The sequence below is a fragment of the Shewanella holmiensis genome (assembly GCF_025370255.1).
GTDB lineage: Bacteria > Pseudomonadota > Gammaproteobacteria > Enterobacterales > Shewanellaceae > Shewanella > Shewanella holmiensis.
In genome coordinates this window covers 63,094-85,651 of sequence record NZ_JAMTCD010000011.1, presented here as the reverse complement: position 1 = coordinate 85,651, position 22,558 = coordinate 63,094, and the positions used below count along the sequence as shown (strand labels likewise).

At 41.1% G+C, this 22,558-nt stretch carries 17 protein-coding genes and 1 tRNA gene; 10 read left to right on the top strand and 8 right to left on the bottom strand.

Features of this window, described 5'->3' with window-relative positions:
* The first annotated feature begins 37 nt into the window (after positions 1 to 37).
* Positions 38 to 1,225, top strand: a complete 1,188-nt coding sequence (locus NE535_RS10320) for a cystathionine beta-lyase (protein ID WP_261298559.1) — start codon at positions 38 to 40, stop codon at positions 1,223 to 1,225.
* A gap of 223 nt (positions 1,226 to 1,448) precedes the next feature.
* Here NE535_RS10320 and NE535_RS10315 read toward each other — a convergent pair whose 3' ends face one another.
* The 4 genes from NE535_RS10315 to topA form a co-directional block, all read right to left on the bottom strand.
* On the bottom strand, positions 1,449 to 1,922 hold the full coding sequence (locus NE535_RS10315) for a CreA family protein (protein ID WP_261298596.1): 474 nt from the start codon (positions 1,920 to 1,922) through the stop codon (positions 1,449 to 1,451).
* A 5-nt stretch (positions 1,923 to 1,927) separates the two neighbouring features.
* Positions 1,928 to 3,325 (bottom strand): molecular chaperone, encoded by a 1,398-nt coding sequence (gene yegD, locus NE535_RS10310; RefSeq protein WP_261298558.1) that lies wholly within the window; start codon positions 3,323 to 3,325, stop codon positions 1,928 to 1,930.
* 103 nt (positions 3,326 to 3,428) lie between these two features.
* Positions 3,429 to 4,145 carry a type 2 periplasmic-binding domain-containing protein gene (locus NE535_RS10305; protein ID WP_261298557.1) on the bottom strand — a complete coding sequence of 239 codons (717 nt, stop codon included), beginning with the start codon at positions 4,143 to 4,145 and terminating at the stop codon, positions 3,429 to 3,431.
* Between the two features lie 134 nt (positions 4,146 to 4,279).
* Entirely contained in the window at positions 4,280 to 6,925 is a 2,646-nt protein-coding gene (topA, locus tag NE535_RS10300; RefSeq protein WP_261298556.1) for a type I DNA topoisomerase, read from the bottom strand.
* A 357-nt stretch (positions 6,926 to 7,282) separates the two neighbouring features.
* On the opposite strand from topA, the gene astB reads away from it, so the two are divergent.
* On the top strand, positions 7,283 to 8,617 hold the full coding sequence (astB, locus tag NE535_RS10295; protein ID WP_261298555.1) for an N-succinylarginine dihydrolase: 1,335 nt from the start codon (positions 7,283 to 7,285) through the stop codon (positions 8,615 to 8,617).
* Between the two features lie 126 nt (positions 8,618 to 8,743).
* Here the strand turns inward: astB and NE535_RS10290 are convergent, their stop codons facing one another.
* Positions 8,744 to 11,206, bottom strand: a complete 2,463-nt coding sequence (locus NE535_RS10290; RefSeq protein ID WP_261298554.1) for an Ig-like domain-containing protein — start codon at positions 11,204 to 11,206, stop codon at positions 8,744 to 8,746.
* A gap of 224 nt (positions 11,207 to 11,430) precedes the next feature.
* Between NE535_RS10290 and NE535_RS10285 the strand changes: the two genes are divergently transcribed.
* The 4 genes from NE535_RS10285 to NE535_RS10270 all read left to right on the top strand — a co-directional run bounded on the left by NE535_RS10285 (position 11,431) and on the right by NE535_RS10270 (position 15,589).
* Complete coding sequence (locus NE535_RS10285; protein WP_261298553.1) at positions 11,431 to 12,753, top strand: dicarboxylate/amino acid:cation symporter; 1,323 nt, start codon at positions 11,431 to 11,433, stop codon at positions 12,751 to 12,753.
* 94 nt (positions 12,754 to 12,847) lie between these two features.
* The gene (locus NE535_RS10280) at positions 12,848 to 13,519 is read left to right on the top strand and encodes a LysE family transporter (RefSeq protein WP_261298552.1); all 672 of its coding nucleotides are present in this window, start codon (positions 12,848 to 12,850) and stop codon (positions 13,517 to 13,519) included.
* A gap of 52 nt (positions 13,520 to 13,571) precedes the next feature.
* Positions 13,572 to 14,246 carry a response regulator gene (locus NE535_RS10275; RefSeq protein ID WP_261298551.1) on the top strand — a complete coding sequence of 225 codons (675 nt, stop codon included), beginning with the start codon at positions 13,572 to 13,574 and terminating at the stop codon, positions 14,244 to 14,246.
* On the top strand, positions 14,237 to 15,589 hold the full coding sequence (locus tag NE535_RS10270; protein ID WP_261298550.1) for an ATP-binding protein: 1,353 nt from the start codon (positions 14,237 to 14,239) through the stop codon (positions 15,587 to 15,589). Before NE535_RS10275 ends, NE535_RS10270 begins: the two co-directional genes overlap by 10 nt.
* Before the next feature lie 21 nt (positions 15,590 to 15,610).
* Here NE535_RS10270 and NE535_RS10265 read toward each other — a convergent pair whose 3' ends face one another.
* A complete protein-coding gene (locus tag NE535_RS10265) occupies positions 15,611 to 16,315 on the bottom strand; it encodes a 2OG-Fe(II) oxygenase (protein WP_261298549.1) in 705 nt (234 codons plus the stop codon).
* A gap of 142 nt (positions 16,316 to 16,457) precedes the next feature.
* Between NE535_RS10265 and NE535_RS10260 the strand changes: the two genes are divergently transcribed.
* On the top strand, positions 16,458 to 17,711 hold the full coding sequence (locus NE535_RS10260; protein ID WP_261298548.1) for a cyclic di-GMP phosphodiesterase: 1,254 nt from the start codon (positions 16,458 to 16,460) through the stop codon (positions 17,709 to 17,711).
* Between the two features lie 66 nt (positions 17,712 to 17,777).
* Here the strand turns inward: NE535_RS10260 and corA are convergent, their stop codons facing one another.
* Both corA and yejK read right to left on the bottom strand, forming a co-directional pair.
* Positions 17,778 to 18,725 carry a magnesium/cobalt transporter CorA gene (gene corA, locus NE535_RS10255; RefSeq protein WP_261298547.1) on the bottom strand — a complete coding sequence of 316 codons (948 nt, stop codon included), beginning with the start codon at positions 18,723 to 18,725 and terminating at the stop codon, positions 17,778 to 17,780.
* A gap of 252 nt (positions 18,726 to 18,977) precedes the next feature.
* Complete coding sequence (gene yejK, locus NE535_RS10250) at positions 18,978 to 20,006, bottom strand: nucleoid-associated protein YejK (protein ID WP_261298546.1); 1,029 nt, start codon at positions 20,004 to 20,006, stop codon at positions 18,978 to 18,980.
* 154 nt (positions 20,007 to 20,160) lie between these two features.
* Between yejK and NE535_RS10245 the strand changes: the two genes are divergently transcribed.
* The 3 genes from NE535_RS10245 (at position 20,161) to NE535_RS10235 (ending at position 22,485) form a co-directional block, all read left to right on the top strand.
* The gene (locus NE535_RS10245; RefSeq protein WP_261298545.1) at positions 20,161 to 20,373 is read left to right on the top strand and encodes a YejL family protein; all 213 of its coding nucleotides are present in this window, start codon (positions 20,161 to 20,163) and stop codon (positions 20,371 to 20,373) included.
* Between the two features lie 64 nt (positions 20,374 to 20,437).
* Positions 20,438 to 22,231, top strand: coding sequence for a DUF3413 domain-containing protein (locus NE535_RS10240; RefSeq protein ID WP_261298544.1), 1,794 nt, complete (start codon positions 20,438 to 20,440; stop codon positions 22,229 to 22,231).
* A 177-nt stretch (positions 22,232 to 22,408) separates the two neighbouring features.
* A tRNA-Pro gene (locus NE535_RS10235) sits at positions 22,409 to 22,485 on the top strand.
* Positions 22,486 to 22,558: the final 73 nt, after the last annotated feature.

The following is a 22,558-nucleotide window of genomic DNA, read 5'->3' as shown; positions in this document are numbered from 1 at the left end:
AGGATGGCCAAATAAAGTTAAAAGGGATGAAGTCATTATGGCAAAACATGGTAAGCAAGCGACTCAAATTGTAAGTTTAGGCAGAGACAAGAAATACACCAAGGGCATCATTAATCCCCCTGTGTTTAGAGCATCGACTGTGGTGTTTGACACTATGGATGACATGCGTTTTGCCATTAAAAACAAAACTAATGGTGAGCTTTTTTATGGTCGCCGTGGCACCCCAACCCATTTTTCATTCCAAGAAGCGATAGCTGAACTTGAAGGCGGTGCTGGTACAGCCTTGTACCCATCCGGCGCTGGCGCGATAAGTGCCGCTTTATTGTCATTTTTAAAATCGGGAGATCATCTGTTGATGGTCGATACCGCCTATGAGCCGACCCGAGATTTGTGTGACAAAATGCTTGCAGGTTTTGGTATTGAAACGACCTATTATGACCCTATGATAGGTGAAGGCATTCGCGAGCTAATTCGTCCAAATACAAAAGTGCTATTTCTAGAGTCCCCTGGGTCGATTACCATGGAAGTTCAAGATGTACCCACGCTTTGTCGTATAGCACACGAAAGCAATATTATTGTAATGTTGGATAATACCTGGGCATCTCCTATCAACTCACGCCCCTTTGAAATGGGGGTCGATATTTCTATTCAAGCAGCGACAAAATACATCGTTGGCCATTCAGATGTGATGATGGGTACCGCAACAGCAAATGAGACTTACTGGCCACAACTGCGTGAAAACAGCTACTTGATGGGCCAAACAACTTCTCCTGACGATGTATTTCTAGCCGCTAGAGGTTTACGAACCTTAGGTGTGCGAATGGCACAACACCATAAAAATGGCTTAGCCGTGGCGAAATGGTTAGCACAACGGCCAGAAGTTGATCATGTTCGTCATCCGGCATTTGATACCTGCCCAGGACATGAGTTTTTTGAACGAGATTTCACTTCTGCAAATGGCTTGTTTTCGTTTGTATTGAAGCAAGGTGATTTACGCAGTGTCACAGCCTTTGTTGAAAACATGCAGCACTTCAAAATGGGCTTTTCTTGGGGAGGATATGAAAGCTTAATTCTGGGCGTGTTTGGTATTGATAAAATTCGTAGCGCGACCCAATGGGACAGTTCAAAACCGCTTATCAGATTACATATTGGTTTAGAGGATACCCAGGACTTAATTGCCGATCTTGAACGAGGATTTGAGCGCTATCATCAGATTTTAAAGTAACAGACTTTAAAAACTAACGTCAAACAAGTCAAAAAGGCTACGTTAATCGTAGCCTTTTGATATGCAAATCTGGACGATTTATTTACTATTCTGTTTAGTGACAACTGCAGACGGTTAATCAAGCACAAACATCATAAACAATCCGAAAATACTATTGAAAAATGCTCATATCACCCTGTGTTGAACTCTTTGTTTTTCATTTGATGATCAAATGCTTATGCGATTAATTTTTAACATCAAGGTTTAACGCATTCCAAGCTTCGGTGCCATATAAAGGTACTGTTGAAAGTGCATGCTTATGACTGCCATTGGTTTCTTTAGTAGAATATGACAAATACAATAAAGTTTGATTTTCTTTGTCTAAAATACGTCTTACTTTTAAGCTTTTAAACAAAATACTTAACGATTCTTGAAAGACAATTTCGCCGCCTTTACTCATGTCAATATCAGCAAGATCATTGGCACTAATAGGCCCTGTTTGGCGACAACTGATCCCCATATCGGATGGGTCAGCAAAATCTAAATCAGCTTTAATTCGACTTATATGGCAAGTCACACCTGGAATTTTAGGATCATGTTTCGCATCAATAATCACATCTTTCGTGGTAAACAATCCTAAACTGACTTTGCCCACATCATCACTGCACCCCATTAACATACTGCTAAGTGTAAGAACGGATATTAACGTTAGTTTCATGTTCATTAAGTTACCTTAAAATATTGTTGTGCCCAACGGGTTAATCCCGCAGTGACAGATCCAAAATGGTCACCAACAACCACTTTTGCATCAGGATAAACGTTGGCAATTTGATTATAGATAGCCGGACTGCGTGCCGTCCCTCCGGTAATATACACAATATCAGGACTATTAAAACGTTTGCCGTCAATATCAACACAGGTCATTGCCTGTTGCATTAATTGACTCACTTTGTCCAACGAGGGTGTAATGGCTTGCTCAAACTGTTTAGCACTGACCTCTACCGAAAAATCATCTTCGATAAAGTCTAAATAGGTCTGATGCTGGGGGGCTTGAGTCAAGGCGATTTTGGCTAACTCTGCTTGACGCACTAATTGAAAACTCATTTGGTTTTGTTGCAATATGAGCAACCGATTAATCATATGAGGTGTCTGCGACTCTTTAATCAACACTTCAATTAACTTTTTACTCGCTAATTGGTAAAAATCACGCTGGGCACTAATGTCATTAACTGCGACTGCATTCCAAAATAGATTTGACGGCATCGGCTTACCGTCAAGCATTTTACTGCCACTGCCAAAGCTTGGCATAAATCCTTGCATGGCTAAGGCAATATCTAAATCATTCCCCCCAATACGCTGGCCGCTATGGCCTAAACAATCTTTATCTCGTTGGCCAGCTACCATTAAGTCGGGACCCATTTTAACTAAAGAGCAATCGGTGGTGCCCCCGCCAACATCCACAACAAGCACATTAGCTGCATCAACTAAGGTTGATTCAAAATCCATTCCGGCAGCTAATGGTTCAAATAAAAAACCAACGTCACTAAAACCAGCGCGTTTTGCTGCTAGGGTCAATATGGCTTCAGCTTGCTGATTACTTTGTTCTCCGCCAATGCCTTGAAAGTTAACCGGACGACCTATCATGGCGTGAGTTGCACATGGCAACCCCTTAGCAATCAGCTGCTGGTCAAGCAATTGCTTCACGTGCATCATCATCAGGGTCACAATGTCTTCAAATAAGGCGACTTGCTCTGGGCGTAAACCTGTTGCCCCTAAAAATGACTTGGGGGAACGAACATAAAAACCCTCTTCGGGCATCTCTAGATAGGCTTCGATTGCCGATTGGCCAACAAACACGACTTGTTCATCGGTGAGTAGATCAAGTTCATGGCGAATTTGTTTAGCGCGCATTAATTGTGAACTGCGTAAATGAGAATATTCAGCCTTTAACTTATCGGGTAACCCAGCGTAAACCGCTTCAGCTATCAGCTCTCGGTCCATTGCATACAGTGTTGATGGTAGATAGTTAGAATCAACACTCAGTGGAAGTAGTTTAACTTGTTCATTTTCCCATATTCCCACTGAGCAATTAGCACTACCGTAATCAAAACCAACAATCATGAAATCTACCATTAAAAAAATCAAACGAACAAATTACCACATCAAGGGATTAAAAGGATAATTTATGAGGATTAATCAGGGTCAACTGATGTTTTTTACGACATCACTGTGTGCTAGGAAGCAATGATCGAAACTGCTCTAGACATTTATTGTTTATATAAACACCAACATTAACTTCCATTATCGACGTGTTTGAAAACTGAAATAGCGCTCTTTCTGACTCAGATAAGTGCTTTAAAAACTCAGGAAACTGATTTGAAAAAACCAAATCGATTCTATTGTACTGCAGCATTTTAAAGCCTTGAGCTAACGACTCGACTTGCACAATTTCAATCCCCGCATCAATAAACTGTTTCTGAAATGCACCTTCACGCTTATATCGCATGATGCCGAGTTTCTGACCTTTTAGCTCTGAAAGATGTTGCCAGTCAAACATTGATGATTCAGTTCGTCTAAATAAACCCAAAATTACTTTTTGATCGCTTAATGGTAAAAATGTACTAGGTAAATATTCCGGTGGAGGAAAAAAACTTAAGCACCATCTCCCTGATTGTACTTGCAGTTGTGCTCTAGCAGGAGGCAAAAATAATGGTGTCAGTTTATGCATATCATGCCGAATAATTAACTCATCGAGCAACAAAAAGTTAACACCATGTTCGGGTTCTTCCATGGTCGTAAAGGGAGGATATTCAACAGCAATCACCTCAAAATCACCAACAGGCTGCACCGTATTCACGCTGTCATTAGTGAAGGAGTCTTGCCCAGCAGCAAACTCAGATAAAAGCAAAAATGTAAGCAACGCAACAATACGATAGATCACAATAAACAACTATTAGGCTATTAGTACATATTCTCATTGTAGTTCAATCGTTGGCTTGTCAATGATTAAGTTTTTGGGCTGAAACAAAAACGCCATCAAAATGATGGCGTTTTTGTTATGCGAAAAATATTAACTTACTTTTTTGCTTTTTTCTTTGGTGTTTTAGTCGATTCACTGACCCACTTTCCACCAACAAATTTGGCAGACCACCCCGTCGCTTTACCATCTACTTCAGTAGCAACATATTGCTCTTTAGTTTTACGGCTAAATTTAACAGCGGTTTTATTACCGTCATCATCTTCAACGGGGGCATCGGCTAAAAATGCATACTTATCCCAAAGTAGATCACGATATTTAACTAACTCTTCCACTAAAGGAGCACGGGTTTCGCGCGATTTAGGGAAAGTACTGGCCGCTAAAAATATCCCTGCTGCACCATCACGTAACACAAAGTGTGCATCTGACTTGGAGCACTTAAGCTCGGGTAAGAAGATAGGATCTTCTTTTGGTGGCGCAGCTTCTCCATTTTTCAGCAGTTTACGAGTATTTTTACATTCGCTATTGGTACAACCAAAATATTTACCAAAACGGCCGTTTTTCAATTCCATATCATTGCCACAACGATCACACTCAATGAGCGGGCCTTCATAACCTTTGATCTTAAATTGACCTTTTTCAATCTCGTAGCCATCGCAGCTTGGGTTATTACCACAGACATGCAATTTACGCGATTCGTCAATTAGGTAGCTGTCCATTGCGGTGCCACATTTTCCACAACGATGTTTAGCACGAAGAGCATCGGTTTCAGCATCTTCATTGTCACTGATAGCTTCATCACCAGAGGTTAAATTCACCGTTGTTTTGCAGCGCTCTTTTGGCGGTAATGCATAACCACTACAGCCTAAAAACACACCAGTAGAACCGGTACGAATACCCATTTTACGTTGGCATGTTGGACATTCGATGTCTGTCAAAACCGGATCGTTCAGACGCATTCCGCCTTCAGTAGGATCCAATTCAGCCATTAATAATTGCTTGGTAAAATCACCATAGAAACCATCAAGTACTTTTTTCCAATCCAGCTTTCCATGGGCAACATCATCTAATGTCTGCTCCATACTAGCTGTAAAGTCATAGCTCATTAAATCTTTAAAGCTTTCAACTAAACGCTCGCTGACAATTTCACCCATTTTTTCAGCAAAGAAACGACGGTTATCAACCCGTACATAACCTCGGTCTTGAATGGTTGAAATGATGGTCGCATAAGTAGATGGGCGCCCAATACCACGCTTTTCTAACTCTTTTACTAATGACGCTTCACCATAACGCGCTGGCGGTTTAGTAAAATGTTGTTTAGGCAGTAATTGTTCAAGACTTAAGCTGTCACCGATCTCAACCACAGGTAAGGTGCTGGTGTCGTCATTTTTCTTACTCATAGGTGGCTGAACGCGTGTCCAACCATCAAAGCGTAATGTACGTCCACTGGCTTTTAATTCGTAATCACCAGCAACTACAGTCAATCGAGTTGCATCGTATTGCGCAGGTGTCATCTGACACGCTACAAATTGACGCCAAATCAGCTCATAAAGACGTTGAGCGTCACGCTCCATATCCGTTAATGTTGCCGATTGAATGGCAACATTGGATGGGCGAATAGCTTCATGCGCTTCTTGGGCACCTTCTTTACTGCCATAACGGATTGGTTCAGCAGGTAAATACTTATCGCCAAACTCGTTAGTAATCATCTCACGGACATTATCAAGCGCTTCTTGGCTCAAATTTGTTGAGTCAGTACGCATATAAGTGATATGCCCTGCTTCATACAAACGTTGCGCCATCATCATGGTTTTCTTCACCCCAAAACCTAAGCGCGTACTGGCTGCCTGCTGCAAAGTAGAGGTAATAAAAGGGGCTGAAGGTTTGCTTGAGGTTGCTTTATCTTCACGATTTGCAACTTTGAAAGACGCTCCTTTTAACGCATCCACAGCAACCTTAGCTTGGGCCTCGTTAATGGGTTCAAAAGCAGCTGATTGAAATTTCATTACCTGCATTTTAAGCTGTTCAGCTTTGCTGGTATTTAAATCCGCATGTATGTCCCAGAACTCTTCTGGCACAAACGCTTTAATTTCACTTTCACGTTCAACCACTAACCTAACGGCAACCGATTGCACACGACCTGCCGATAATCCCCTCGCCACTTTTTTCCAAAGTAGCGGCGACACCATAAAGCCAACAACGCGGTCGAGGAATCGACGAGCCTGCTGCGCGTTTACCATGTTAGTGTCTAATGTTGCCGGTTTACTAAAAGCATCTTGAATTGCAGTTTTAGTAATTTCATTAAATACCACTCGTTGATACCGTGAAGCGTCACCACCGATAATTTCCTGTAAATGCCAGGCGATAGCTTCTCCTTCACGGTCCAAATCGGTTGCGAGATAGATTTGGTCAGCGGATTCTGCAAGGGTCTTTAATTCTTTGACCACTTTTTCTTTACCGGGTAATACGGCATATTTCGCAGCCCAGCCGTTTTCAGGGTCAATCCCCATACGGCCAACTAGCGCTTGTTTATCTCTTGCCTGCTTATATATAGCTTTAGCTTCAGGTGACATCTTACGCACTTCAGCAGCTGTTTTAGCTGGTGGAGTGCCATCAGAAGTGGACGAAGTCGGTAAGTCACGGATGTGACCTACGCTCGACTTAACGATGAATTCTTTACCAAGATATTTATTAATAGTCTTGGCTTTGGCCGGCGATTCGACAATAACTAACGATTTACCCATAGTTTGATTTGCGCCAAATAGTCTCAGAAAGTAACAAAATTGATTCCATATATAGAGTGTTAGGACAAGAGTTTCAAGTAAATCTGCTTTTTATGTGCATTTGTGAGTGATTTTTCTACCAAAATAAAAAAATGGAAAAAATAATATGCGATTTTTAAAACTAATTTCTCAATAAAACACTTTTGAAAGCTGATTGAGTGCATTTTTAGTCAAAAATGGGGCTGAGCACAAAAAACCAACAGTTTGTTAACCTGCTTAGCTTGCGTATACTTGCGGTAATTTAGTCATTTCTTACATGCAAATTGAGTGTTATTTCCATGTCGAAATCACAATAACTATAATCAAGAAGGATTAGCCATGAAGCAATTTGAAGCAAACTTTGACGGCCTTGTAGGACCCACGCACAATTATGCCGGTTTATCTTTTGGTAATGTGGCGTCTTATTCTAATGCTGCCCAAGCCTCTAACCCCAAGGCTGCAGCCAAACAAGGATTGCAAAAAGCCAAAGCGCTTGCGGATTTAGGTATGGTGCAAGGTGTGCTTGCTCCTCAAGAGCGACCAGACCTTTGTACTTTGCGTAGAATTGGATTTAGTGGATCTGACGCAGAAGTGTTACAAAAAGCCGCTAAGCAGGCTCCTGCGTTACTCAACGCTTGTTGTAGCGCCTCAAGCATGTGGACCGCGAATGCGGCAACAGTGTCACCTTCCGCTGACACCCGAGATGGCAAAGTGCATTTCACTCCAGCCAACCTGGTTGATAAATTGCACAGAAGTATTGAACCTCTGACTACCGGTAATATTTTAAAAGCCACATTTAATAATGATCGTCATTTCAAACATCACTTACATCTACCTGAGCATGCCAACTTTGGTGATGAGGGGGCAGCAAACCATACACGTTTATGCAGTGACTATGGTAAAGCCGGTGTGGAGTTATTTGTATACGGTCAAAGTGCAACCAACCCTAATGCACCAAAGCCTGTTAAATATCCTGCCCGTCAAACATTAGAGGCCTCGCAAGCTGTTGCTCGATTACATCAATTGGAAGATGAAAGCTGCGTGTTTATGCAACAAAACCCTGACGTGATTGATCAAGGCGTGTTTCATAACGATGTGATTGCTGTCGGTAACCAAAATGTGTTGTTTTATCATGAACAAGCATTTTTAGACACCGAGTCAAAATTTGCAGAGATCCGCCGAAAAATGAACGCCGAAATGCATTTTATAAAAGTCTCTACAGCGCAAGTATCGATTGATGATGCCGTAAGAAGTTACTTGTTCAATACGCAAATTATTACCTTACCAAACGGTGAAATGGCTATAGTGGCACCAACTGATTGTCAGGAAAACCCCGCTGTATTTGCTTATTTGAATGAGCTAACCACATTGGGTACACCAATCAAGCAAGTGAAGTACTTTGATGTAAAACAAAGTATGCAAAACGGTGGAGGCCCAGCGTGTTTACGTTTACGCGTGGCAATGAATGAGCTTGAAGTGGCCGCAGTAAATCAAAACACGTTAATGAATGACATGCTATTTGGCCGATTAAATACATGGGTAGAAAAACATTACCGTGACAGGTTAACGGTAGCAGATTTAGCCGACCCACAATTAATTACGGAGTCACGCACCGCGTTAGATGAGCTAACTCAAATATTGAAACTGGGCAGCGTGTATCAGTTCCAAAAGTAATGGTTTACCTATAAATGAAATGCCGCTGTTAATAACAGCGGCTTTTTTACGGGTATAACTTTCAAGATAGACATTAAAAAGGGCGCATAATGCGCCCTTTTTAATCATGGTATAGCTAAATTTGTTCTATAAAATAGTTACGCCAATTGCGACAACTTCAGTAACAGTGCCACCAGGTGTTTCTACTTCAACTAAAAACACCCCAGAGTTTGGTTCATCTTCACCTTTAATGGTTACACCAAAGTCTCGGCCACCATTATAGTTAGTGCTTGGCCATACATATTCACTCGCACTGACCACCGAGCCTGCTGAGGTTTTAAATCTTACAATTGTGCCTGCTGGCATTTGCTGATTGTGTAAGTCTGAAATAGTGAAGAACACAGAAGCAGAACCTTTACCAACAATCGTAATGTTGCCACCTAAATGCTGACCATCTCTATCATCGATTAATATCTGGCTTGACTCTGTTGCGTAGGCTGTACTGCCTGACATCACCATCACTAAGCTACGACGAACATATAACGATTTAGAATTATTGCTGCCATCTGCACAGCCAGCATGAGCAGGTGATGAACATAGTACACCGTTATATAAACCATCCTTGACGTCGAAGGTGCCGTTTGAATTAAAGTCAATTAACTCTTCTAATGTACCACCACTCTGGCCACCCGCTTGCTGTGGGTTAAATAGTCTATCTTCGTTATAGTCATTAAATGCATCATTTAAATCGAACGCTTGCCCCGTTACATCAACACCATTTCTAAACTCACTGAGTTCACTGGCGTCGAAACGACCATTACCATTTAAGTCAGGGAAAGATTCTTCACCAATTGCTGTCGCGGTAATGGTTGCACGTCCGCCGTATTTTTGGCCATAAAAGTTGCCATACAAACCTAATGTTGCATCATAAGACAATGCCGACATCGGATTACGTACCATAGCACCGGTACCATCAATTAAAACTGCGCCTTCTGGACGAGGTAGTTGGCTGGTCCAATTTACTGAACACTCACCTTTAATGGTTTGACAGGCATCTTCAATCGAGCCACCTTCAGTGGTAAATGAAACAGTGGTTCCATCTGGCACAGGGTTATTAAACGCATCAGCCATGCGAGCTGTCACAACTACTTTTGTACCATCAATGTTCCAACCTTCTGCATTAACAACTTCAGCGGATAAAGAGAAACTGTCTTGATCAGGAATACCCGTTGATACAATTAATTGCTTAGATTGACTTGAAATTACCGGTGTAGAGCCGTTTTCAACAGTGGCGGTAACTCGTAAAGATGTTGCCACGGTACCGGTTGTGACTACCGTTTGTACAATACCTAGATTATTGGTTGTGGCTATTGTTGGGGTAATTGCCACGCCGCCTACGACGGTATTTAATTTAAACGATACTGATTGATTACTAACAGGGTTGCCATTTTTATCTAATACTTTAAATTTAACCGTAGATGATTCAACACCACCAGTTCCTAAAATACTGATATTTTCAGGCACAGCTGATTCAAATGAAATACTGCCAACGTCGGCTTGTAAAACATTAATAGTACCGACTGCTGACAAACTAATGCCACCCGCATTTGCGGTCACATTGATTTGGTCTTCACCGACACAGCCTTGAGCAAGATATGTTGAAGTGGCCACACCATTGCTTGATGAAACCGGAGAACTCAACTCGGCTTGTGCTGGATTTTTAGTCGCGCAGGTTGAAGAAAAGTTAACATCTACAGGCTGATTAAAAGGTTGCCCTTGATCATCCTGAATACGTACCGTAATGGTTGCCGTACCACCTGCAGATAAATTAGTTGTACTGACTTCTGCTTGACCTACAACAAAAGAAGTACCAGAACCACTGCCCATTACTACATTGGTAGCACCTACTACTACAATAGTTTTACCTACTTCATTGGTAGGTAAGGTCGCTCTGACTTCTCCTGCACCTAAAGCGCTACCAGCATAGATATCAACAACAGCTTTACCTGCTGAGTTAGTCACTGCTGTTTTAATGGGTAAATCACCAATATCTGACTCGAAAGTGACAATCGTAGGCTTAGTGATACCCGTAACGGTAGCCGTTAATTTACCAGGAGATAATGTACTAATAGTCTGTACCGGTGTGCCTGCAGTATCTGTTAACACTAAAGAAACTTGAGCTCCCCCACCCGCTTCACCGCCGTCACCAACCATGGTGAGGTTTAACGAGGCAGTTTCACCAGAAGTAATAGTGGCGGTAACCGTCGCACCAGTATTGACTGAGGCTGTATTCAAGGTAACCGTTGCTACACCATCAGCATTGGTTGATACCTGACCCGTTCCAGGAGAAAAAGTACCATAACTGTCATCATTTAATTCAAAACTGACCAGAGTGCTTACCGGGCTACCTGTCGAATCGACAACTGTCGCGGTAATTGTTGCGGGTTCAGCAACTGAAACTTGAGTGTTATCGATAGATAACGCAACAGAAATGGTGACAGGCGTAGGTGTCACACCACTACCGTCATCGGTAATACTGCCGCCGCCACCACAGGCGACGAGTAAAAAAGAACAAATTAGTGCTAAATAAACTTTAATTGCTGACCTCATTGTCAGGCTCCCTGTTACATTAGAATAATACTTATGATTTATAATAGTTACCTATTAGACAATAATACACAAATATCTGATAACTATGCCACAACCTGAACACTTTAATCGGCACATTTAGACATAAACTTTAACTTTTATACCATTTCATAAGTTACCCTTTCCTGCTAGGCTTTAGCGGGTTAGCCCCCAAATACTTAGAAAAATAATTGGAAGGATCGATTGTGAGCAATAAAAAACAGCTCGGACTTACGAGTAAAATTTTAATTGGCATGGCTTCAGGTATTTTACTTGGCTTGCTTCTACGAAACCTTTTACCTGACAGTTTATTTGTTAAAGATTACATCACTGAAGGATTATTGCACGTTATCGGCGCAATATTTATTTCAAGTTTAAAGATGTTAGTTGTACCGTTAGTGTTTGTCTCTTTAGTCTGTGGTACCTGCTCATTAAGTGACCCTTCTAAGCTTGGTCGCTTAGGCGGTAAAACCATTTCGTTTTACCTGTTTACTACGGCTATTGCATTAACCATATCGATTGTGGCCGCCATTTTGATTCATCCTGGCAATGCTAGCTTAGTGAGTTCAACTATGGAGTTCACGGTAAAAGAGGCTCCAAGCTTATCTGAAGTGATCATCAATATCGTCCCTGACAACCCCATTCAAGCGATGACACAAGGTAACATGCTGCAAATTATCTTATTTGCTGTCATTTTTGGTTTTGCTATTTCCCATATTGGTGAACGTGGCGAACGAGTGGCTCTGTTCTTCAACGATTTAAACGAAATCATCATGCGCGTTGTCACCTTAGTGATGCAGTTAGCACCTTATGGTGTGTTCGCGTTAATGGCGAAACTGAGTTTAACGTTAGGAATGGAAACCTTCGGCAGTGTTGTGAAGTACTTTTTATTGGTCGTCGCGGTGCTGTTAATTCAAGCGCTTGTGGTTTATCCAATACTGCTAAAAGTGTTCTCGGGATTAAACCCATTAATGTTTTTACGTAAAATACGTGACGTACAACTGTTCGCTTTCAGCACCGCAAGTTCGAATGCCACGTTACCCGTAACGATCGAAGCATCTGAGCATCGTATGGGTGTAGATAACAAAATTGCTTCGTTTACATTGCCACTTGGCGCAACCATCAATATGGATGGCACGGCGATTATGCAAGGGGTGGCGACCGTATTTATCGCTCAAGTATTTGGTATCGAGCTGAGTTTAACTGATTATGCTATGGTCGTTGTAACTGCAACCTTAGCATCAATTGGTACCGCTGGTGTGCCAGGCGTAGGCTTGATTATGCTAGCAATGGTATTAAACCAGGTCGGACTGCCTGTAGAAGGTATTGCCTTGATCATTGGTGTAGACCGTTTACTTGATATGTTAAGAACCGCTGTCAACGTTACTGGTGATACCGTCGCAACAGTTATTATTGCTAAATCAGAAGGTGCTTTCAACGAAGAGGTGTTCAATGACTCACAAGCAGGTAAAGCTGCGACAAGTTTTGAAGAACAAGTCTTGAATGCAAAAGCAAATTCAAAAACCTAACACAGTTAGGCACTCTTAAAAGGCGCACTGGTTGCGCCTTTTTTATTTTTACTTTATAAAGAATAAAACAATTTTATTACAATCAGGAACATAAATGGACTTTACCCTATTAGCCAGCTTGGCTGTTATTCATTGCATCGCATTAATAAGTCCAGGGCCTGATTTCGCCATTATTGTAAAAATGGCCACACAACAACATCGTAAAACCGCATTAGCATGCGCATTGGGTATTTCAATAGCTATCTTAATCCACACGCTATTATCGCTTGTGGGGATCAGTTTAATGATCCGTCAATCTCCTCTTGCTTACACCTTAGTTCAATGTATTGGTGTGAGTTATTTGGCCTGGATGGGCTTTCAAGCACTGAAATCAGCTATAGGACGCTTCAAAGCTATTGCAGCCTCTACACACGCGCCAGTTCAAACTGTTACATCAGTTGTTCCTGATGCTCCACAAAAGTCAGTATTTAACGGATTTAAAGTCGGTTTGTTAACCAATTTACTTAACCCTAAAGCATTAATTTTCTTTATCACGTTATTTACTGTGCTGATTACTCCTGAAGTCAACCTTATAACCAAAACAGCGGCAACTGTACTGTTGTTTTCCTTATCGCTGATATGGTTTAGTCTGTTAGCCATGGTATTATCCAAGCCCAGCATTCAAGTAAAGTTACTCAACGTTAGTCATATTATTGATGCGTTAGTTGGGATCATTTTTATCGGTGTGTCATTCACTATTGCCATCAGCTTAATAAGCAGTTTTTAAGCCACACGTTATTTTATCTACAGTTACCATATTTCAGTACAAGGAGTTGCACATGCGAATTTTAGTGATCGAAGACGATGCCATTTTATCTCATCATTTAAACGTACAACTTACTAAACTTGGCAATCAGGTACAGGTTGCCTCTACCGCCAAAGAGGGCTTCTTTCAAGCAACCAATTATCCTATTGATATTGCGATTGTCGATTTAGGATTACCAGATCAAGACGGCATCAGCCTGATTAAGTCACTACGAGAAGCCAAAGTGACCGCTCCTATGCTGATTCTAACGGCAAGAATTAACTGGCAGGATAAAGTAGAAGGCCTAAACGCTGGCGCGGATGACTATTTAGTGAAACCTTTTCAAAAAGAAGAGTTGATTGCCAGGCTAGACGCATTGGTACGCAGAAGCGCGGGGTTTGTAAAACCTATGATCAGCTGCGGCACTTTATCTGTTGATTTGGCGAGTAAACAGGTGAGTCTAAATGAAGCGCATTTAGACATTACAGCCTTTGAATACAACATATTGGAATACCTAATGCGTCACTGTAATGAAGTGGTTGCAAAACAACGATTATTAGATGTGGTTTACGGTGACAAAGAAGGCGACCCAAATACGATTGAGGTGATGGTCAGTCGTTTACGTAAAAAACTAGCCAATGGGGGTATTGAAGATGCCATTATGACCATTCGTGGCCAAGGATATAAATTCAACTTACCATGCAATTAATTTACAAGCCGAAAAAACGTCTTTTAACAAGAATGTTTGTGACATCACTTAGCATTATCGCGCTTGTGGGCTTTGGCTTTGCGTGGTCGGTAACGGTATTGCATGCCCAAAATCGCTACGCCCAAATTACCGCCGAATATATCGCAGAACTACCCGTTATTGCTGCTGAATTTCGTGAAAACAACTTAATCCCCATCACCGAAGCCGAAGATAATGACAACATTGAAACCAGTTACATCATGGCCACCTGTAATAACCATTTTAACAGCCTATGGCGTTCACAGCTGGCAAAAGATTTACAGCTTACTGAAATTTGCGAAAAATATTCAGACATCAAAGATGATTACCAAGCCTACTATCTTGATTTTGATGGGTTACCCTCTTATCTGGTATTTAAACTCAGCACGGTTATCGATGGTAAAGCATTTCATTTATTAATCCTAAAAGATGCGGCAAACATCACCTCTGAATTAAAAAAGTTCAATCGATTAACCTATTTTCGTCTTGCCATTGTGCTAGGTGCAGCCCTCTTTTTGTTAATCAGTGCCGCTTATTGGGGAATGCTACCGCTAAAGCAACTTAAGCAAGAGTTACTTAAACTAAAGCAAGGCAAACAGCAAAGTTTGTCCGATGATTACCCCGTTGAATTACAAGAGATCACGCAGGCACTCAACCAATTGATTATTCAAAGTCAGCAACGACAAAGTCGTTACCAGGATGCCATGAATGATCTTGCCCATAGCTTGAAAACACGCTTGGCGGCAAGTATCGCATTAATTGATGATTCATCTCTAACACAACAAGACAAAGACCAACAAATACAGCAACAGATTCAAGATATGGACCACCTTGTTAAGTATCAATTGAAACGAGCCATGATGGGTAGACAAGGATTATTAAAAGAGTATACCGACATTAGGCCTGTTCTTGACCAGCTTATCCAAATGTTGTCTAAGTTGTATCAGAATAAAAATATCAACTTCATCATACATTGCCCTGACGATTTGGCTTTTCCTGTCAGTAAAGGCGATTTAATGGAGCTTTGTGGAAATTTGATAGAAAATGCCGCCAAATTTTGCATAAGTACCATTGAGATCACGGCGCAGCAACAAACAAATGGCTTACTTAAGTTACAGGTAGACGATGACGGCCCGGGTGTTGATGAACACTATCGTAAAAAAGTCACCCAAAGAGGTGTTCGTGCAGATACACAGTACGCAGGGCAAGGCATAGGTTTAGCTGTGTGTGTGGAACTTGTCAGCAGTTACGGCGGCTCATTTGAAATTAAAACCAGCCATTTACAAGGAGCAGCCTTTATTATTCAGCTGCCTTATAAGGGGTAATTGGCATTTATTCACAGGGCCTTACTTACTGGGTGAAATCGCTGCATATAGCTGCTCTGCTCGGTTAAACATAATCCAGGAGGTCGCAATAAACTTATCGCCACTAACAGGCACATTACCACGATGGCTGTGGGTAAAACCTGCAGGCGCTATCACCATTGTGCCCTTTTTCGGGCTTATTTTACGTTGTTGATAATAAAACTCGGTTTCGCCGCCCTCTTCCACATCATTTAAGTAAAACATATACAGAACTACGCGGTGTAAAGCTTCATTGTGCCCTTGCTGAGGGAACTGTTCTGAATGCCAATGCGGATATCCACCTTTACCCTGCTGATAATGCTGTACGTTAATTGTGCCACTGCGAAATAGATAACGTACAATGGCATTGACTTTATCCGCCCCAAATTTATCGAAATTATCAGGTTGCAATGCAACTGCCTGGCCATTTTCATCATTAACCGATACTGATACCGCCCCCATTAAAGCTAAGGCGTACTTTTTAAAATATTCCACACTGTTCGCAAGTGTCAGTTGCAGTAATTCATTTTTAAGATCTGCTAAATCAGGGTGTTGATCTAACATTAAATCTCGGCTCAACTTTTTAGTAACATCAACACCACTGCCTGTTACACCTTGAATAACACTTGGGTGATGTTTTACTGCATCAATTAACTTGTTACATAGTTCATCGCTGATTGCATTCGGGTATACTTCAATAAAGTCCATATTTCACTGCTTAATTTCCAAAGTTAATGTTAATATGCTGCATGTAAGTGACCAATTTGTAAAGTCAGACGAAGTTTTATACTAAGTTGAAGTTAAACCCAATTTTTGAATGTATTTGACCTGAGCCTAATCACCCATCTTTATGAAAAAAAATGTAAAAATCGCCGTCTCAGAACTCAAAGTTGGGGTTTATGTCAGCCTGCCAGTATCGTGGAAAGATCATCCTTTTCTTTTTAGTAAGTTCAAAATTACCTCACAAACACAAATTGAATTAATAAAATCATTAGGCGTAAAAGAAGTACTTTACGACCCACAACGTAGCGACATTTCGCCAACGACAACTGAAAACCAAAATGCTTCAGCACCTGTTGATACAACATCGCTAGAGGGTATCAGGCAAGAAATGCTCGATTACAAATCAGAGCGAATTGAAAAACAACAACAACTAAAGCGCAATATTAAAAAAACCGAAAAACAATTTGAACGCTCTATTTCAATGATGCGCTCAATGGTCAGCAAAGTGTCTAGTCGCCCTCTTAATGCTATTAATGATGCCAAAGATTTAATCAGTAGCTTGACTAATATGCTACTTGATGAAGACAACCTTGCCTTACACTTAATGAGTGATGCCAATTCATCCGATGTTATTCATCACCACTCGTTGAATGTGTCGATGATGTGCATGTTAATGGCCAAAGAATTAAATTGGACCCGAGAAGAAATTGAATTGATCGGTATTGGGTGTCTATTTCATGACATCGGCAAGCTCAAAATTCCATCGAGTATTTTGAATAAAGTGGTGCCATTATCAACACCAGAAGAAAATCTGGTTAAGCAGCATCCTTTAATGAGCCTGAACTTTTTAAAATTGGCCGATACCTTCCCAGAAGAAGCCAAGCCTATGATAGCCAACCACCATGAGTTTTTAGATGGTAGTGGCACGCCTCAAGGGTTAAAGGCTGAACAGTTAGATAAGTTTTCTCAGCTACTTGCCGTAGTAAATGAATATGACAACCTGTGTAATGGCAGTTTGCTAATAAAAGCCAAAACACCTAGCGTGGCGCTTGGGCTACTGTATAAAAATTATCAAAAGAAACTCAATTTAGAATACGTTCAAAAACTAATTAAGTTACTGGGGATCTATCCTCCCGGCAGTGTCGTTGAATTATCTAACGGTCATTTTGGTATGGTAATGTCTGTCAATCTAAAAAATATTCTCTACCCTGCCATCATAGCTTATGACCCTATCGTCCCCGTTGCACAAGCACCAATAGTTGAACTAGAAAAAGAAGGCATGAGTATTGTTCGTAGCTTGCCTGCAGCTGCATTGCCTGAAAAAATCCATAAATATTTAAGTCCACGAGACAATATTAGCTATGCCTTTGGCAAAGGTTAGCCTAACAAAAAACGGACACTTAACAGTGTCCGTTTTTCTATGCTGGGGCTATAACAACCGGTGAAGTTACAACCAGCCCTTTTGACGGAAGAATAAATATGTCCCCGCAGCACTGGCAAACATCAATCCTACCGCTAATGGGTAGCCATATTGCCAGGCAAGTTCAGGCATAAACGCAAAGTTCATCCCATAGCTGCTCGCAATTAACGTTGGCGGTAAAAATACCACAGCAGAAACCGAGAAAATTTTAATAATCTTGTTCTGTTGCAAGCCACTGAAACCCATTGCCGCATCCAATAAAAACTTCAACTTATCAAAAATAAACTGACTATGGGGCATAAGTGACTCAATGTCAGACAGCATTTCACGAATGTCTTTTAAGTTTTCATCAGACAAATGTTTGCGATAATAACGCTGTAAATGCCTTAACGAGCGCTGGGTATCCAGCAAACTTAAACGAATTTTACCGTTTGAGTCTTCCTGCAAAGTAATTTGCTTAAACACAGCATCAAGCTCTTCGTCGCTAAATACCTGCTCACTTACATTATCCAGCACTGTGTAAACATCTTCAATTAAGTCAGATAAGTAATCTACCTTTAGTGTAAACAGTTCTAACAATAATCCTTCAGGCGTTTCGGTCTCAAGGCGGCCTAAGCGCATATAGTTACGTAACAAGCGAATAAGACCAATGTCTTCTTCACGCATGGTCAGTAAAAAATGTTCACGCAAGTTAAACGACACGTTGACAGCACGTACATCAGAACCGGCTCTTTGCGGAAATAATGAGTTAATATGCAAGCCATCTTCATTTTGGAAAAAACGCGCAGATGCTTCAATCTCTTTGATATCTTCTTCGTCGGGAACTTCCTCTGCAGAAAATCGACGTAACCAATTACGCTCTTCATCATTGGGCTTGTATAAGTCTAGCCATAGAGTGTTATCTGGCAAAATGTCTTGAACAGACAGCTCAGTGATTGTGAGTTTGCGGTCTTGATAGGCGTAAGCGGTGATCATAGAAGTTCCCCATATACATGTGGTGCACACAAATGTATAACACAAAGGTGTTGGTAAAAACTGGCGCTAGTTTACTAATTTTGAATGCAATGAAAAGTAAAAAGCGTGAATTAAATCGATTTATGCCTAAATTTAGCCTCAAAGCAGTATTTTGCCACTTTATCGACAAGAAAAAGCACCTTTAGTCGGTGCTTAATTTAAAAAAGATGTTTTTTTGTTCACTGCTTTATTCACTGTACAGACCGTTGAGGCTTACTCACCTTTTAAACGACGATCTAATTGGTCTTTAAGGTTTGCCGGAACACCTTTAATTAAGATAGTGTCTGAGATAGGGTCGTAAATCACTCGTTCGCCTAAGTGGCCGCCATCAAAGCTGAGTGTTACTCCGCCCCCCGTACCCGAAAACTTTTTCAAACTACGGAGACTGGCTTTATCTGCAGGAAACTCATCATCTAACTCATAGTTGCCACCACAGGCAAAATCATAAAATGAGTCCATTCCTTGATCAGCTAGGGTGTCACCTAAATCTTTTACTTCAATATCAGCACCCACTTCAGCACGCTCTGAGCAATATTCAAATACTCTGTCACGGCATTGCTGTCTTTCATCTTTGGTTAACTCACTTCCTGCGACAAAATCTTCAACGGCATGAATAAGGGTTTTATTTTGTGCTTTGGTATTTACCCCTTCAACACAGCCCATAAAATCTAAAAAGAAGTCGGCAACTTTGCGCCCTGCTCTACCACGAATAAACGAAATGTATTTTTTCGAAGCTTTATCTGCCTGTAGTTCAGTTAAATCAATACGTGCAGCAAGCTGAATATTATTCAAATCAAGGTGGTTATTTTGCGATAGCTCCATATCATCTAACACCGTCATCGATGATTTAGCACTTAACAAGGCAACAAAAAGATAATCACTTGCCATAGCTGAATAACAAGACATCAGCAAAAATCCGCCCTGCGAGAAATCATACTTAGCTAATTCGGCTTGCAGCAATTGACTGGCGGCAACAGTAAAGTCAACAAAACCGGATTGCCCATCACGATACGCCTTTAACGCATTAGCAAAGGCATCATTAGCATCACCATCTTCATTCGGCACACCAAAATAGCCAAAACCTTTACCCGCTTTGCTTGAGTATGTTTGATGTAACTCTTCAAGCATAGCCTCAACAGCCTGACTATTTAGTAAAGGTTGTGGACGTAATCGGCAGGCCATTTGCCCCTGACTGTCGAGTGAAATTTCATGAATAATGGCTTGTTCGATACTAATCGTCATAAATCCGCTAACCTTTAGTGACCAAGATATTGTTAAGGAAGTCGGCTATGATATAACGATTTTAGCCACGACGGTATAGAAAACATGAGGCGAGCTTGATTGAAATCCGTTATCATATGGATTAATTGATAACTCATTCACACTAGTAAATATTATGGCCATTCAATCAAAATACAGTAACACCCAAGTAGAAGCCCTAATCACCGAAATGTTAGCGCTACTTAACAAGCATCAAGCCCCAACCGATTTAAGCTTAATGGTTTTAGGCAATTGCGTAACGCATCTTTTAGAAAAGAAAGTACCAGCAGAGTCTCGTAAAGTGGTAGCAGAACAATTTGCTAAAGCGTTAACCCAATCACTTAAGTAACGAATTGATTGTGAATTTTTATTTGCCTTATTCTACTGTTGATAATTTAGGGATGATTTAACCCATGATCGAGCGCAGAAAACAGATGACTCGAGACAAAGTCTCGCGTCTGATTAATTGGGGGCACTGGTTTGCCTTCTTTAATGGTTTACTCGCCATGATCATCGGCTCGCGTTACATCAGTAGTGTAGGTCAACCAGACTCGCTAATTAGCTGGGGGTATCTTGCCCTCAGCACTATTGGCCACTTCACCTTTTTAGCATTTATTGTTTATGTGCTGTTTGTTTTTCCAATCAGCCTACTTTTGCCCTATTCAAAAATCCTGCGCGGTTATGCCGCTTTCATTGCCTCGATGGGTTTGTATATTCTGTTATACGACACCATCATTTATGACGATTACGGTATCCACCTTAGTCCATTTGCATTTGACCTTGCCTGGCAAGATTTAAACGCCTTATTACACAGCACGTCTTACATCATTACCCCACTTGCAATTATCGTAATCGAACTCACCGCAGCTAACTTTATTTGGAAGAGAATCGATAAAATCCAAAAGAAACAATGGGGTAATAAAGTTGTACTGTTTGTCGGCATATGTTTTGTGAGTAGTCATTTGGTGCACATTTGGGCCGATGCAGCCAACGTAACTGACATAACCCGTTTTGATGATGCCTATCCGGTTTCTTATCCAGCCACTGCAAGAAGCTTTATGGAAAACCATGGCGTAGACAGCCAAGCCGACATGGATGAAACTGAGGTGCACAAAACATCAAACTTACAATACCCAATTGTGCCATTACAATGTAAAGCTGAAAAAGCCCAACCCAATATCCTTTTACTGACCATTGATAGTCTACGTGCCGACATGGTTGATGATGTCACTATGCCGTTTTTAAGCCAATATGCTGATAAATCACTCAAATTCACTCAGCATTATAGTGGTGGAACTCAGTTTGACAGCAGTATGTTTACTTTGATGTATGGACTACAGGGCAACTATAGCGATAAAAAAGATTTTAATATTATCGCTCCCGTAATGAACCAAGAGCTCACACGTCAGGGCTACCAGTTAGGTTTGTTTACTGGACGCACAGCAACTGAATTAGCCTCAATGGGAGCCATATTTAACGGTTTTACTCCCACAATTAGTGAAAGTGATGATGGTACAGCAACAACCGATCTCAAAAATATTGCCGCGTTTAACCAATGGCAACAAACTCAAACCTCGCCCTGGTTTAGCCTTATTAATTTAAGCGCACCACAAGATTACGATACGCCAGTGGGATTTTTAGGGATTGAAACAGTTAAATCACCAGTGCCCCTAAAGCCTGCGCAAAAAGTGTTGTTTAATCAGTATCGCCAGTCGTTAAAATTTATTGATAACCAACTCAGTGAACTTTTACCTACCCTGCCCCAAGATACTATAGTCTTGATTACTGGTACCCACGGACAAGTATTCACCAGTGATATTGAAGATGCACGACGCGACTTATCTCCAAGTAATGTGAAGGTACCGTTGATAATTCATTGGTCAAAAATGCAAAACGGCGAAATAAACTACCGTACAAGCCATTACGGTATCGCGCCAACCATTTTAAGCAAAGTATTAGGCTGTACCACTCCTAGTGAAGAATACAGTTCAGGCAGAAGTCTTTTAGAGCCCAATAGTGAATCTTGGATATATATAGGAAATAGCCGTGAGTTTGCCATTTACCAAAAAGACGAGATCACTGTGCTTAGTCGTTACGGTAAATATCGCATTTACAATCTAGATTTTAATAAGCGTTTAGACAAAAAAATGAGTGCTCCAGAACTGATTCAAGTGATGCGCGAAGGCAGACGGCTGTACCAAAACTAATTGTTTTCAAGGGCAATTTAGGTTGTTTTTGTTATCTTTTGCTAGTCAGTTGCATAGATAATAATCAGTCAATAATTACTGATTAACGAAGTACTTGCGTCAAGCTCTGGCAATTGCTAAAGTGCTTTCTCGCTAGGTTTACCCCATTAATTTGAAACTTAGTAATGCAACAAAATTCGGTATGTAGCGCAGCTCGGTAGCGCACTTCGCTGGGGGTGAAGGGGTCGGAGGTTCGAATCCTCTCATACCGACCAAATTAAAGAAGCCAGCTTAATAGCTGGCTTTTTGCTTTTCTAACATGACAGATTCGGCCCCCCCTTTTTCGCA

What these genes read in the sequence shown, in the direction of transcription:
- NE535_RS10320 (WP_261298559.1), top strand. Translation starts at nt 38, where the DNA reads ATGGCAAAACATGGTAAGCAAGCGACTCAAATTGTAAGTTTAGGCAGA.
- NE535_RS10315 (WP_261298596.1), bottom strand. Translation starts at nt 1,922, where the DNA reads ATGAAACTAACGTTAATATCCGTTCTTACACTTAGCAGTATGTTAATG.
- yegD (WP_261298558.1), bottom strand. Translation starts at nt 3,325, where the DNA reads ATGATTGTTGGTTTTGATTACGGTAGTGCTAATTGCTCAGTGGGAATA.
- topA (WP_261298556.1), bottom strand. Translation starts at nt 6,925, where the DNA reads ATGGGTAAATCGTTAGTTATTGTCGAATCGCCGGCCAAAGCCAAGACT.
- astB (WP_261298555.1), top strand. Translation starts at nt 7,283, where the DNA reads ATGAAGCAATTTGAAGCAAACTTTGACGGCCTTGTAGGACCCACGCAC.
- NE535_RS10290 (WP_261298554.1), bottom strand. Translation starts at nt 11,206, where the DNA reads ATGAGGTCAGCAATTAAAGTTTATTTAGCACTAATTTGTTCTTTTTTA.
- NE535_RS10280 (WP_261298552.1), top strand. Translation starts at nt 12,848, where the DNA reads ATGGACTTTACCCTATTAGCCAGCTTGGCTGTTATTCATTGCATCGCA.
- NE535_RS10275 (WP_261298551.1), top strand. Translation starts at nt 13,572, where the DNA reads ATGCGAATTTTAGTGATCGAAGACGATGCCATTTTATCTCATCATTTA.
- NE535_RS10270 (WP_261298550.1), top strand. Translation starts at nt 14,237, where the DNA reads ATGCAATTAATTTACAAGCCGAAAAAACGTCTTTTAACAAGAATGTTT.
- NE535_RS10265 (WP_261298549.1), bottom strand. Translation starts at nt 16,315, where the DNA reads ATGGACTTTATTGAAGTATACCCGAATGCAATCAGCGATGAACTATGT.
- NE535_RS10260 (WP_261298548.1), top strand. Translation starts at nt 16,458, where the DNA reads ATGAAAAAAAATGTAAAAATCGCCGTCTCAGAACTCAAAGTTGGGGTT.
- corA (WP_261298547.1), bottom strand. Translation starts at nt 18,725, where the DNA reads ATGATCACCGCTTACGCCTATCAAGACCGCAAACTCACAATCACTGAG.
- yejK (WP_261298546.1), bottom strand. Translation starts at nt 20,006, where the DNA reads ATGACGATTAGTATCGAACAAGCCATTATTCATGAAATTTCACTCGAC.
- NE535_RS10245 (WP_261298545.1), top strand. Translation starts at nt 20,161, where the DNA reads ATGGCCATTCAATCAAAATACAGTAACACCCAAGTAGAAGCCCTAATC.
- NE535_RS10240 (WP_261298544.1), top strand. Translation starts at nt 20,438, where the DNA reads ATGATCGAGCGCAGAAAACAGATGACTCGAGACAAAGTCTCGCGTCTG.